General features: G+C 64.7%; 10 protein-coding genes. 2 read left to right on the top strand and 8 right to left on the bottom strand.

All coding sequences use genetic code 11. From position 1 onward, the window contains the following. The 8 genes from IFT65_RS16320 to glnA all read right to left on the bottom strand — a co-directional run bounded on the left by IFT65_RS16320 (position 1) and on the right by glnA (position 10,926). On the bottom strand, positions 1-1,056 hold the full coding sequence (locus IFT65_RS16320) for an ATP-binding protein (RefSeq protein WP_192082422.1): 1,056 nt from the start codon (positions 1,054-1,056) through the stop codon (positions 1-3). A gap of 52 nt (positions 1,057-1,108) precedes the next feature. After that, positions 1,109-3,190, bottom strand: a complete 2,082-nt coding sequence (locus tag IFT65_RS16315; protein WP_192082420.1) for a PAS domain-containing sensor histidine kinase — start codon at positions 3,188-3,190, stop codon at positions 1,109-1,111. Then, entirely contained in the window at positions 3,174-4,664 is a 1,491-nt protein-coding gene (locus IFT65_RS16310) for an ATPase domain-containing protein (protein WP_192082413.1), read from the bottom strand. The genes IFT65_RS16315 and IFT65_RS16310 overlap by 17 nt, the downstream gene beginning before the upstream one ends. A gap of 136 nt (positions 4,665-4,800) precedes the next feature. After that, positions 4,801-6,378: a metallophosphoesterase gene (locus IFT65_RS16305; RefSeq protein WP_192082411.1), complete on the bottom strand. Its 1,578-nt coding sequence runs from the start codon at positions 6,376-6,378 to the stop codon at positions 4,801-4,803. Between the two features lie 195 nt (positions 6,379-6,573). Continuing rightward, entirely contained in the window at positions 6,574-7,326 is a 753-nt protein-coding gene (locus IFT65_RS16300) for an N-acetylmuramoyl-L-alanine amidase (protein ID WP_192082410.1), read from the bottom strand. A gap of 87 nt (positions 7,327-7,413) precedes the next feature. Beyond that, positions 7,414-8,844, bottom strand: a complete 1,431-nt coding sequence (gene amt / locus IFT65_RS16295; RefSeq protein ID WP_192082408.1) for an ammonium transporter — start codon at positions 8,842-8,844, stop codon at positions 7,414-7,416. A 19-nt stretch (positions 8,845-8,863) separates the two neighbouring features. Beyond that, positions 8,864-9,202: a P-II family nitrogen regulator gene (locus IFT65_RS16290; RefSeq protein ID WP_188325651.1), complete on the bottom strand. Its 339-nt coding sequence runs from the start codon at positions 9,200-9,202 to the stop codon at positions 8,864-8,866. Between the two features lie 314 nt (positions 9,203-9,516). Further along, positions 9,517-10,926 (bottom strand): type I glutamate--ammonia ligase, encoded by a 1,410-nt coding sequence (glnA, locus tag IFT65_RS16285; RefSeq protein WP_188325650.1) that lies wholly within the window; start codon positions 10,924-10,926, stop codon positions 9,517-9,519. A 225-nt stretch (positions 10,927-11,151) separates the two neighbouring features. Between glnA and IFT65_RS16280 the strand changes: the two genes are divergently transcribed. Both IFT65_RS16280 and IFT65_RS16275 read left to right on the top strand, forming a co-directional pair. Then, the gene (locus tag IFT65_RS16280; protein ID WP_188325649.1) at positions 11,152-11,946 is read left to right on the top strand and encodes an undecaprenyl-diphosphate phosphatase; all 795 of its coding nucleotides are present in this window, start codon (positions 11,152-11,154) and stop codon (positions 11,944-11,946) included. Between the two features lie 72 nt (positions 11,947-12,018). After that, complete coding sequence (locus tag IFT65_RS16275) at positions 12,019-12,837, top strand: META and DUF4377 domain-containing protein (protein WP_192082407.1); 819 nt, start codon at positions 12,019-12,021, stop codon at positions 12,835-12,837. Positions 12,838-13,201 lie beyond the last annotated feature (364 nt).

Below are 13,201 nucleotides of genomic sequence, written 5' to 3'. Positions count from 1 at the left end.
TCAGCCATGCGCGGCGTCCTCGCGTAAAGAAGGAGTGCTGATCGGAAGCAGCAACGTAAACACGGTATGCCCGGGTCGCGAGCGATAGGTCAGCGTGCCGCGGTGCTCGCGTGCCACCTGCTGTGCCAGTGCCAAGCCCAGGCCCGTGCCTTCCGCACGCCCGCTGACCAGCGGCAGGAACAGATGCTCGGCGAGCTCCTCCGGTACGCCCCGGCCGTCGTCGGCGATTTCCAGCCGCAGCGCCATCGGGTGCAACTGCTCGGCGATGCGCACGCCATGCTCCACGCGCGTACGCAGGGTGATGCCGCCGGCACCCGCCTGCATGGCGTTGCGTACCAGGTTCCACACCGCCTGGTTGAGTCGATCGGCATCGCCACTGAACTCGGGGATGCTGGGGTCGTAGTCGCGCTGCAGGCGCACTGCCCAGCCGGCTTCACTTTCTGCCAGGCGCAGGACCTGTTCCAACGCCGCATGGATGTTCAGTGCGGCGTGTGGCGCCGCCGGCGCGGGTGACAGCAGTTGATCCAGCAGGCTGTTCAGCCGCTCGATCTCCGTGCCGATCAGCTCCACCAGTTCACGCTCATCGGCATCCCGGTGATGCACCCGGCGCGCCAGCAGCTGCGCGGCACCCTTCAATCCCGCCAAGGGGTTGCGCAGTTCGTGGGCCAGTCCTTTCAAGGCGGCGCTGAGTGCGCTCGGCAGCGCGGTGGTCGGGTCGAGACCGGGGAACTCATCCACCGGATGCGCCTCCAGCAACCACCCGCCGTCATCCAGGCGGCTCATCCAGCCTTCGGCAAAGCGTGCGCCCTCACCCGGCATGCCCAGTGCCAGACGATGCAGGCGCAGGCTGTCGCGCTCGTCACGTGACAGGAAATGCGCCAGCGCTTCGCCCTGCGTCTCCAGCGCGACCAGTGGCTTGCCGATCAACCTCCTACCACTGACCCCCAGCCAACGCGCAAACGCCGGGTTGCAACCGGTAATGCGACCTTCGGCATCCGCCCAGGCGAGGGGCGTGCCGAGTTGGTCGATAGCCGGCGCAGCTGAGGAAGCAGTCATTGCACCAATGTAGTGCATAACGGCGACGAGAGTGAACGTCAGCGCCGCCCCATCACGGCAGGAACAGCTGGGCGACCGCATCGCCGAAGTCACTCAACGAGAACGGCTTGCCGATCATGTGCATGCCCGCCTCCAGGAACTCGGATTGATCCCGCGCTGCCTCGGCATAGCCGGTCATGAACAGCACCGGCAGCGTGGGTTGGGTCTGCCGGGCGATCTCCGCGAGCTGGCGTCCGTTGAGGCCTGGCAGCCCGACATCGGTGACCAGTGCATCCACGTGCCGGGATTGCAGGACCTTCAGCGCCGCATCTCCATCCTCGACTACCGTCACCGCATAGCCCAGCTCGGTCAGCACCTCGGTCACCAGCGTGCGGACCTGTGCATCGTCTTCCACCACGAGCAGCTGCTGCCCGGCACCGGTGGGCGTGGCGGTCTCCGGCGGGGCCTGGGGTACCTCGCCGGCACCTTCGCCCGCGCTGTCGGCCACCGACTCGGGCAGGTAAAGACGGACGGTGGTGCCACAGCCTACTTCGGAATCAATGCGCACATGGCCATCGGACTGCTGCATGAAGCCGTAGATCATCGACATGCCCAGCCCGGTACCCTGCCCGATCGGCTTGGTGGTGAAAAAGGGCTCGAATATCCGTTCGATCACATCCGGCGGTATGCCCTCGCCGGTGTCAGTCACCGACAGCACGGCATAGCATCCTGCGCGCAGCCGGTCTTCCCCGGTCCCAGCCTCGTCTTCTTCCACCACTTGGCGCCGGGTGCGGATCTCCAGCTGGCCACCTAGCGGCATGGCATCGCGCGCATTGATGGTGAGGTTGAGAATGGCGCTTTCCAACTGGTTGGAATCGGCGCGTACCAGGGGCACGTCGTGGCCCAGGTCCATGCTGAGCCGGACCTTCTCGCCCAGGGTACGGCGCATCAGGTCATCGAGCGAATGGACCAGCTCATTCACCAACAGGCGCTGCGAGTTCAATGACTGGCGACGCGAAAATGCCAGCAGGCGCTGGGTCAACGCCGCGGCCCGGTGTGCCGATGCCGAGGCCACGTCGATCCAGCGCTCCACGCCATCCACGCGCCCGCTCTCGGCACGCATCCGGATCAGGTCCAGCGCCGAGATGATGCCCGTCAGCATGTTGTTGAAGTCGTGCGCGATACCACCGGTCAACTGGCCGACCGACTCCATTTTGCGCGCCTGGTGCAGGGCCGACTCCGTCGATGCGCGCGCGACCACCTGCGCCTGCAACTCGGCGGTCCGCTCGGCCACTTTCTGCTCGAGCTCTTCGGCCTGGCGCTGCACGGCCTCCAGGGCGAGGGTCTTGGCGGTGACATCGGCGACGAAGATATGGAACCCGTCGACCCGGCCCGCGCTGTCGCGGCGCGGCAGGTAGCGGATATCGCACGCGCGGCGTTCGCCGCTGCGGGTAGGCCAGTTGACGCTGAACTGCACCGCCTCGCCGGCGAGCGCGCGCTCTGCATAGGGCTTGCGTTGCTGCCACGTGGGCGCGTCGAGAATGTCGGGCAGGCGCCGTCCGACGATCTCGGCCGTAGGAGCGTCCAGCCACGCTTCGTAGGCTTTGTTGACGAACACATAGCGCAGTGACGGATCGACAAAGGCAATCAGCACCGGCAGCGCATCGGCGATCAGGCGCAGCTCCGCCTCACTGCGGGCCAGAGTTTCCTGGTTCTGGCTCAGGCGCTGTACCTGGTCACGGATGACGTACTGCTTCTGCCGGGCGCGCAACGCCGATGCGATCGTACTGATCAGGGTCGCCGCACCGACCGGCCGCTCCACCTCCACCAGATTGGGGTAGTGGCCAGGCAGGGGACGCGCCGGTGCGAGCCTGGATTTCGCCGCACGCAGCACGACCACCGGCACATCGGACCATGCCGGCTGGGCGTGCAGTGCGGCCTCCAGCATCGCCGCGTCGTCACCGAAGAGCGCTTCCTCGGTGAGCACGATGGCGCCGATGCTCGCGTCCAGCTGGGCGGCAGCATGGTCAGGTGTGGCACACCGCTTCGGCGTGGCGAGCTCTTTCTCGACCAGCTTGGCAATGGTCTCCGCGTCGCGTCCGAAGGGCGCAACGATCAGCACCGTTGGCGAATCGGAACTAGCGCTGGTCTGCATTGCTGTCCAACAGCGGTCCTGATTCACCCACGTACTGCGGCGTGCCGGTGAGGATGCCACTGAAGTCTTTCAGCGGCTCGCTCAGGCGCAGGCCTCCCGCATCGATCCGCAGCTCCCTGATGGAATCCTCGTGCGCGCCACTGCGGTTCTTGATGACGGAGATCGCCTTGCGTATGCGGCCACCTGCCTCGAAGTAGCGGAACATGATCACGGTGTCGGCCATGTAGGACACATTGAGGTTGCCGGTCGACATCGATCCGACCAATCCATTCTGCGGGTTGATGAAGAATGTCACCACGCCGCTCTGGTTGAGGTAGGAAAGCAGCTCATGCATCTGCAGCATCAGCTGCTTTTCCTGCGGCATCGAGGACAGGTAGCCATTCAGGCTGTCCAGCACGATCAACTTGCAGTCCCGCTCTTCGACGCACTCCCGGATGGCCCAGGCAAACTCGCCCGGCGACAGCTCGGCCGGGTCCATTTGACGGAGCTCCAGCAGCCCGCTGTCTATGTGCGCCTGCAGGTCCATGCCGAGCGCCTTCGCGCGCGTAAGCAGGGTGCCGGTGCGCTCGTCGAACTCGAACACACAACAGCGCTCTCCACGCTCGCAGGCGGTGGCGACGTACTTGAGCGCCACATTCGTCTTGCCACTGCCTGGCGGGCCGGTCAACAGCGTACTGGTGCCACGCAGCGGCCCGCCATCGAGCAGGGCGTCGATACCCGCAACGCCACTGGAGATCGGATCGCCGACGAAAGGCACGTGGTGTTCCGATGCGATCAACCGGGGGAAGATACGCATGCCGCCCTTCACCAGCGCCAGGTCGTGGTAGCCGGCGATGAAGTTGACGCCACGCAGCTTCTGCACCTGCATGCGGCGACGTGCTGCGCCGAAATCCAGAGTGACCCGCTCAAGGGAAATCACACCGTGACAAAGACTGTGCAGGTGCGCGTCGCGCTCACCACCGGTCAGGTCGTCCACCAGGAACACGGTGATGTTGCGCGGCGAAAAGTACTGCTTGAGCGCAAGGACCTGGCGGCGGTAGCGCAGCGAATCCTGCGCCAGCAGGCGGAGCTCGGACAGCGAATCGAATACGATCCGGGTCGGCTTCAAGCGTTCCACTTCGGCCTGGATCAGCTTGATGGTGCCGTCCAGCTCCACTTCCCACGGATGCAGCACGGATTGCTGCTGGCCATCGCCCAACACGTTCTGCGCAGCGGCCAGTTCGAACAGGTGCAACCCATCCAGTGACCACCCGTGCGAGTGCGCGACTTCGGCCAGTTCGTCTGCGGTCTCGGACAACGTAACGTAGAGGCACCTTTCACCCAGCTCTGCGCCTTTGAGGAGGAACTGCAGCGCGAGCGTGGTCTTGCCGGAACCGGGCTGCCCCTCCAGCAGGTACAGCCTGGACGCGGGCAGCCCTCCCCGAAGAATGGTATCCAGCCCGGTTGTGCCGGTAGCGACGATGCTACGGTTCATTCAGCAGCCCCTGTGCGTTTTTTGCAGTTTATGGGGCGTGATCACATTCCTGAGTGAGGAAAGTAAGACGTTGCCGAAGCCCTGTTCACGGAAATGATGACATCGTGAGAACAGGGCCCCAGTCGCCCTCGTCAGCTCATTTCGGCCGACAGCCAGCACCCTTGAAGAAGTCCTCACCCCGGAGCAGGGCCGCAGGGGTGTGCCCCCGGGAGGAAGACCAGTAATAGACCGCGTAGTTCAGCCGCGTCGGATCGGCGATACCGCGATCTGTGTAGTAGATGGTCTGCTCCGTACTGCCTTGGTTCGTGTCGTTGGGGCCGCGGAATCGGAACCATTCGCCGCTGTCCACGCTGTAACCTTCCACGAAGCTGTAATGGACGGCCGGAAAGTTCAATGGACGCTCCCAGTGCAGCTTGAAGTGGCCTTGGTCCGCGTCCCATTTGCCCAAGCAGAGATCCGTCGGCGGATACTCGGCGTTACCGGAGTTGAAGCTGCCGGTGAATGTCGCCAGCACCTGCCCACCCCGGGCGTCATACGCCGTGAGCACGTAGTCGTAATCGTGCTTGGGCGTCAACCCGTTCATCTGCTGGTTCGGGAGCCCTTCCCGCTCTGCACTTTCTCCGCTCAGCTTCACCTTGATCCAGCCGACGCGCAGGTCCCTACGCGTATTACCGAAGGAAAAGAGCAGGGCCGGCTCTCCAAGGGGCGTGGGCTTCAGCACCACCTCGGGGGCGAACACCTTCGTCAGTGGCACTGTCTGCAAGGGGGTCTGGGACACTTTGTTGTCGTTTGCCTGATACACCGTCAGTCGGTTGGCAGCCAGTTCCAGGTCTGCGGTCAGGAAGGTCTTGCGGAACGACGCTCCTGAATCGAATACAGGCGTATGGCCAACGGGCCCTCTTGCCCCAACAGCATGAGTGTGGCCATGAAATATCGCGAGCACCCGATGATCCGTGACGAGTTTTTCAAACTTCGCCTGTGCCGCCTCTGCTTCGGGGCCACTGCCAAACCACAAGGGCGGGCGGTGCATGTTGATGACGACGAATTTCCCTGCCGCCTTCGCTTTTTCAAGCACGTTCTCCAACCAGTGCAGCGAAGGGGTGATCCGGAAAAAATAGTTGCGCAGGCCTACGGTGCTCTTGAACTCGTCCTGGTACGCGTAATGGTTGTGCAGTTGGATGAAGGTGATGTCGCCGATGGTCTTGCTGTAGGCCAAGCTACCGTCGTGATAGCGGAACTTACCGGCATCGCGGGTTCTGTAGTCGAACGCGTCGAGATCCCAGTGCTTCGTTGCCGCGTCGAGGTGGTAGATCGAGTCGCGCGCGCACCCGTTGTTGAAGCAGCCCGAGCCGTCAGGCAACCTGATGTTGTTGTCGTAGTCGTGGTTGCCCAGACCCCAGTAGCGGTTCGGGATTGATCGGTGGCCTAGGTCGCGGAGCATGACCTCCCACTCGTCGCCATGCCCATAGGCGGTGACGTCGCCATTGAGAAATACAGGTGCGGCCTTCGGCTGTCGCGCCAGCCACCGGGCAATTGCCTTGCTCTGCGCTGTAAGGGTGGCCTTCGGGTCAGGGTTTTTGCCATCGTCATACCACCGGTACTGGGTATCGGAGTGGACCAGGAATGACTGATCCGCCGCACACGTGGATGCGGGGGCAAGCGAGATGAGCAGCGCAACGGCAAGGTGATGCGCTCGCGCTGTGAGAGGCTTCATGGTGATGTGTCGTGGTGCAGGGCGGAACTGCCCTGCGCCAGTCTCTTGCGTGGCCTGGCCGTGGCCCATCAGGGGATGCCGGTGGATTCACGGGGCAAGCGCGCTGATATGGGTCGGAAGGCGCTGCCAGGCGTGTGGGCGGAGTCAGGGCGGGGAGAGGGGCAGCCGACTGAAGTCGGCTCTACCTCGTCGGCTCTACCTGGTCGTGGCCTGCTGCTGCAGGGAGTGCAGGATGCGGGCGTCTTCGGTGTCGAGCACGGCCGGCAGGTCATCGCTGCCGCGGAAGCGGCGATGAAAGGCGCGTGCTGCCGCATCACGGTCGTCCAGCGGATAGCCGAAGGTGGCCAGCGCCTGCCAGGCGTCGAAGCCGGCAGGCGGCATGCCGTCGGTGTCGCGCGGCCACACACCGAAGCCGGCCTGCGCCAGTTGCTGCCACGGGAAGAAGCGGCTGGGATCCTGTTTGCGCGATGGTGCCAGGTCGGCATGGCCGATCACCTGCGACGGCGGAATGCGCAGGCGGGTACTCAGGTCCTGCAGCAGCACGATCAGCGACTGGATCTGCGCCTCGCTGAAAGGCGTATCACCGTCGTTGTCCAGCTCGATGCCGATGGAGGCCGAATTGAGGTCGGTGATGGTGCCCCAGCGCCCGGGACCTGCGTGCCAGGCGCGGCGATCGTCGGCCACCAGTTGATAGCGCGCACCATCGGCGCCGATCAGGTAATGGGCACTGACCTTGCCGCCGCTGTTGGCGCTGCGCAGCGTATCCAGGCTCTGCTGCACCGAGTGCTGGTCGGTGTGGTGCAGCACGATGACCACCGGCATGCGGGCATTGTGGTTGCTCGATGGCACCCACGTGGCCAGCGGATTGCGCTCTTCCACCGGCGCGCCGGCACAGGCGGCCAGCAGGGCGCAGGAAAGCAACAGGGCGGATGTGCGGATGAGGGTCATGCCCCGATTGTAGGGCATGAAAAAACCGGCGGCCCCCGGACCGCCGGTCACGACGCAATGCGTGCGTCATCAACAGATCAGCATGGATCAGACTTCGTAGGCGGATTCACCGTGTGAGGTGACATCCAGACCGGTACGTTCGGCTTCCTCGGTCACGCGCAGGCCGACGACCGCCTTCACCACCAGCAGGATCAGCGTCGTCACCACGGCGCACCAGACGATGGTGAATGCCACGCTGACGAACTGCACCCAGACCTGATGCCCGATATCCAGGTCGGCCTTGGTGCCGCCTAGCGACTGCGCGCTGAACACACCGGTCAGCAGCGCACCGACGATGCCGCCGATGCCATGCACGCCGAACACATCGGCGGTGTCATCCACCTTCAGCAAGCGCTTCAGGCCCGTGACGCCCCAAACGCAGAGCGCGCCGGACACCACGCCGATGACCAGTGCACCCATTGGGCCCACGGTGCCGCAGGCGGGGGTGATGCCGACCAGGCCGGCCACTGCGCCCGATGCGGCGCCCAGTGCGGAGGGCTTGCCCTTGGTGATCGCTTCCACCAGCGTCCAGCCCACTACCGCCGCGGCGGTGGCCAGGATGGTGTTGAGGAAGGCCAGCGACGCGACCGTATCGGCGGCGGCGGCAGAACCGGCGTTGAAGCCGAACCAGCCGACCCACAGCAGCATCGCGCCGATGTAGGTGAACACCACGTTGTGCGGCTTCAATGCGGTCTGGCCGTAGCCGATGCGCTTGCCGACGAAGTACGCGCCGACCAGGCCGGCCACGCCTGCGTTGATGTGCACGACGGTGCCGCCGGCAAAGTCGATCGCACCCAGCTCACCCAGGTAGCCACCGCCCCACACGATGTGTGCCATCGGAATGTAGCTCAGGGTGAACCACAGGGCCGAGAACAGGATCACCGCCTTGAACTTGATGCGTTCGGCGAACGCGCCGACGATCAGTGCGGTGGTGATGCCGGCGAAGGTCGACTGGAAGGCGACGAACAGATAGTCGGGCAGGCCGGCAATCGGCGTGTTGCCCACCGAGTCCGGGGTGAATCCTTTGAGGAAGGCGAACTGGGTGAACGAGCCGAAGAACGGGTTGCCCTCGCTGAACACCGCGCTGTAGCCGTAGGCCACCCACAGGATGATCACCAGCGAGAACACGACCAGGATCTGGCTGAGCACGGACAGCACGTTCTTCGAGCGCACCAGGCCGCCATAGAACAGGGCCAGGCCGGGCACGACCATCAGCAGCACCAGCAGCGTGGAGGTCAGCATCCAGGCCACGTCGCCATGGTCGTAGGCCGGTGCAGCCACGGTAGCCTCAGCGACCGGTGCGGCAGGTGCGTCAACGGGGAGCGGCTCGACGGCCACCTCTTCCGTCGGCACGGGCGTGACCTGTGCCTGGGCATGCGCCGTGCCCGGGAAGGCACCGACGGCCAGTGCGCTGAGCAGCATCATCAGGCACACCATATGGAACCGGGCTTGCCACCCGGCGAACAGTCGAATCTTCATGCGGGAGATCTCCGAGTGGTTACAGCGCGTCAGCGCCGATTTCGCCGGTGCGGATGCGGATGACCTGGTCGACAGGGGTGACGAAGATCTTGCCGTCGCCGATCTTTCCAGTGCCTGCCGCGTTCTGGATCGCTTCGATCACCGCGTCGGTGCGCTCGTCGGTCACCACGGTTTCGATCTTGATCTTGGGCAGGAAGTCAACGACATACTCGGCGCCGCGGTACAGCTCGGTGTGCCCCTTCTGGCGACCGAAACCTTTCACTTCGGTCACGGTGATGCCCGACACGCCTGCGTCGGAGAGGGCCTCGCGGACCTCGTCGAGCTTGAACGGTCGGATGATGGCGGAGATCAGTTTCATGCGCATATCCCGATGGTGGATGGATCCACGGCGCGTGCATGCCGTGGCGTCAGGCAACCACGGGCCATCATGCTGATGGCCGTGGCTGTTGCGCCGAACGTGGTCTGGGCCCTGGTGGCTGTGTCTCTCTCCAAACACAGCCGGTGACGCGGGAGGGAGGAAGGCCCAGGACGCGCGTCCGGTCTCTCTTGCCCCTGGACGGGTGGAACAACTTCAGCAGCATCTGCAGGCTTCACCCTTTCCGGCTCCCCAGCCGGAAAAGATGCGGCGATGACGAAGGTGGGAGGGGTATCCTCCGCCACCGCCGCGCGTGCTCAGCTGGCGTAATACAACTGGTATTCCAGCGGATGGGTCGCCGCACGGAACTTGGTGACTTCCTGCATCTTCAGCGCGATGTAGCCGTCGATGAAATCGTCATCCATCACGCCGCCGGCCTTCAGGAACTCGCGGTCCTTGTCCAGCGCTTCCAGCGCCTGGTCCAGCGAGGAACAGACCTGCGGGATCAGCTTCTCTTCTTCCGGCGGCAGGTCGTACAGATCCTTGTCGCTCGGTGCGCCGGGGTCGATCTGGTTCTTGATGCCATCCAGACCGGCCATCATCAACACGGTGAAGGTCAGGTAGCCGGACTGGATCGGATCGGGGAAGCGCATTTCAATGCGACGCGCCTTCGGATTGGTCACGAACGGAATGCGGCACGAGGCCGAACGGTTGCGTGCCGAATAGGCCAGCATCACCGGTGCTTCGAAGCCCGGCACCAGGCGCTTGTAGCTGTTGGTGCCTGCGTTGGCGAAGGCGTTGATGGCCTTGGCGTGCTTGAAGATGCCGCCGATGTACCACAGCGCCATCTGGCTCAGGCCGCCGTAGCCTTCACCGGAGAACAGGTTGGTGCCGCCCTTGGACAGCGACTGGTGCACGTGCATGCCGCTGCCGTTGTCGCCGACGATCGGCTTGGGCATGAAGGTGGCGGTCTTGCCGTTGCGGTGCGCCACGTTCTTGATCACGTACTTCATGCGCAGCAGCTCATCGGCCTTCTGCACCAGGGTGCTGAACTTGGTGCCGATTTCGCACTGGCCGGCGGTGGCGACTTCGTGGTGCTGCACTTCGACTTCGATGCCGACCTGCTCCAGCGTCTTGCACATTTCCGCGCGCAGGTCGTGCAGCGAATCGGTCGGCGGCACCGGGAAGTAGCCGCCCTTGACGCCCGGACGGTAGCCGCTGTTGGCGCCGTCGTACTTCGCGCCGCTGTTCCATGCCGCTTCCTCGGAATCGACCTGGAAGAAGGTGTGGCCCATATCGTTGGCGAAGCGCACCGAATCGAAGATGAAGAACTCCGGCTCCGGGCCGAAGAAGGCCTGCTCGGCGATGCCGCTGGACTTCAGGAAGGCTTCGGCGCGCTTGGCGATGCCGCGCGGGCAGCGGCCGTACGGCTGCATGGTGGCCGGGTCCAGGATGTCGCAGCTGATGACGATGGTCGGATCAGCGTAGAACGGATCGACATAGGCGCTGGACGGATCCGGCAGCAGGACCATGTCCGATTCATTGATGCCTTTCCAGCCGGCGATGGAGCTGCCGTCGAACATCTTGCCTTCTTCGAACAGCGACGCTTCGATGATGCTGACCGGGAACGTGACGTGCTGCTCGATGCCGCGCATGTCGACGAAACGCAGATCGACGAACTCGATCTGGTTGTCCTTGACCAGCTTCTCAACGTTTTCAACGGACATCGGGTGCAACCTCGGTTGGAATTGAATGCCTGAGGTTACCTCAGCACACACCGTGCCAACTTTTTTATCATCACAAGCCCTTGATTTACATGAGCGTGCGCCTGAAGGGTGCGTCGCATACTGCACCATCGTGGTGCGCGTGTTGGCCCGTGCACTGGGTTGGTGCGTGGGCAGATGGTCTATCCTCTTCGGCACCTTTTGCCGTCAGCCATTCCATCCCACCCCATGTCCGACCTGCTCTCCGCCCTTCTGCTGGGCATCCTCGAAGGCGTTACCGAATTCCTGCCCATCTCCAGCACCGGGCATCTGCTGATCGCCCAGCACTGGCTGGGTGCGCGCTCGGATTTCTTCAACATCATCATCCAGGCCGGCGCCATCCTGGCCATCACGCTGGTCTTCCGCCAGCGCCTGTGGACCCTGGCCACTGGCCTGCACCAGCGTGAGAACCGCGACTATGTGATGAAGCTCGGCGCGGCGTTCCTGGTCACCGCGGTGCTGGGCCTGCCGGTCCGCCTGGCCGGTTGGGAACTGCCCGAGACGGTGAGCCCGGTCGCGTGGGCGCTGATCATTGGCGGCATCTGGATGCTGTTGGTGGAGGCGTATACCGCTCGCCTGCCTGATCGCGATCAGGTGACGTGGACGGTGGCCATCGGCGTGGGCATCGCGCAGGTAGTGGCGGGCGTATTTCCGGGCACGTCGCGCTCGGCATCGGCGATCTTCCTGGCGATGCTGCTCGGGCTGAGCCGTCGTGCCGCCGCCACCGAGTTCGTGTTCCTGGTCGGCATCCCGACCATGTTCGCCGCCAGCGCATACGCGTTCCTGGAGCTGGCCAAGGAAGGCAAGCTGGCCACTGAAAACTGGACCGATGTCAGCGTGGCGTTCATTGCTGCCGTGATCACCGGCTTCGTGGTGGTGAAGTGGCTGCTGGGCTACATCAAGTCGCACAGGTTCACCGCGTTTGCGATCTATCGCATCGCGCTGGGTGCGGCGCTGCTGCTGTGGTTGCCGGCCGGCAACTGAACCCCCTCGCCTGCGCGTGACCCCGTTGGCCACGCGCATCCGTTCTGAAACAGGTCATCCAAGGAGAATCCGATGAACCGCAAGCTGATCCTGTCCCTCCCCCTGATGCTGCTGGCTGCCTGCAGCGAGAACCCGGCACCGGCCGGCAACGCCGACGACCTGGCGCGCGCGCCGGCCGCTGCGGCCGCGCTGAAGACGGCGGCGCACCTGCAGGCGCAGCGCCTGCAGGGCCAGCATTGGCGATTGAAGGACGCCACCACGGCGGAAGGCAAGCGCATCGACGCCCTGTTTGCGCAGACCGACAAGCCGGTCACGCTCGACTTCACTGACGGTCGCCTGGCGGTGTCCAACACCTGCAACCGCATGAGCGGTGGCTACACCCTGGCCGATGGCACGCTGACCTTCCAGCAGATGGCGTCCACGCGCATGGCCTGCGAACCGGCCGTGATGGCACTGGATGAAGCGCTGAGCAGCCGGCTGCAGGGAGCGGTGAAGGCCGAGGTCGCCGACAATGGCGAGCTGACCCTGCGCCCGGCGAACGGCGATGTGCTGGTCTTCCTGCCCGAGGCCAGCGCGGAGACCCGCTACGGTGGCCCGGGTGAGACGGTGTTCTTCGAAGTGGCGGCGCAGACCAAGCCGTGCCCGCACCCGCTGATCAAGGACAAGCAGTGCCTGCAGGTACGCGAAGTACGCTTCGACGACCAGGGCGTGAAGCAGGGCGAGCCGGGTGCGTTCGAGAACTTCTACGACGGCATCGAGGGGTACACGCACGAAGCGGGCATCCGCAACGTGCTGCGCGTGAAGCGCTTCAAGATCGACAACCCGCCCGCCGACGCCTCGTCGCAGGCGTACGTGCTGGACATGGTGGTGGAGTCGGCGGACGAGAAGTAAGCGAACGGGTTGGACCCCCTCGCGGTGGGCTGCAGAGCCGCAGCTGAGCTGGGGCCGGGCGGTGGGGCTGGGACGGGGGACGGCAAGAGCCGCATCCATGCGTGCCTCGTTTCGCGCCATCCATGGCACTCAACGCCCCCGCCCAGCCCCACCGCCCGGCCCCTGACAGGTTCCGTGGCCGCCCGCCGCGTATGAAAAAAGAAGAAAAGCGGTAGCGCCGACCCATGGTCGGCGAGCGCAGCGGGCCGTTGGCGGAACCATTCCGCCGACCATGGGGCGGCGCTACCGACGAGAGCAAGCCGTCGGGTGGAAGGAGCCCCTGAGTCAGGGGCGGCCGCGAAGCGGCGGGGTGTGGGTGCTGGTG

Source organism: Stenotrophomonas sp. CFBP 13725 (assembly GCF_014841935.1).
Taxonomy (GTDB): Bacteria; Pseudomonadota; Gammaproteobacteria; order Xanthomonadales; family Xanthomonadaceae; genus Stenotrophomonas.
Note: the sequence above shows the minus strand (reverse complement) of the source record. Positions and strands in the feature narration are given on the sequence as shown.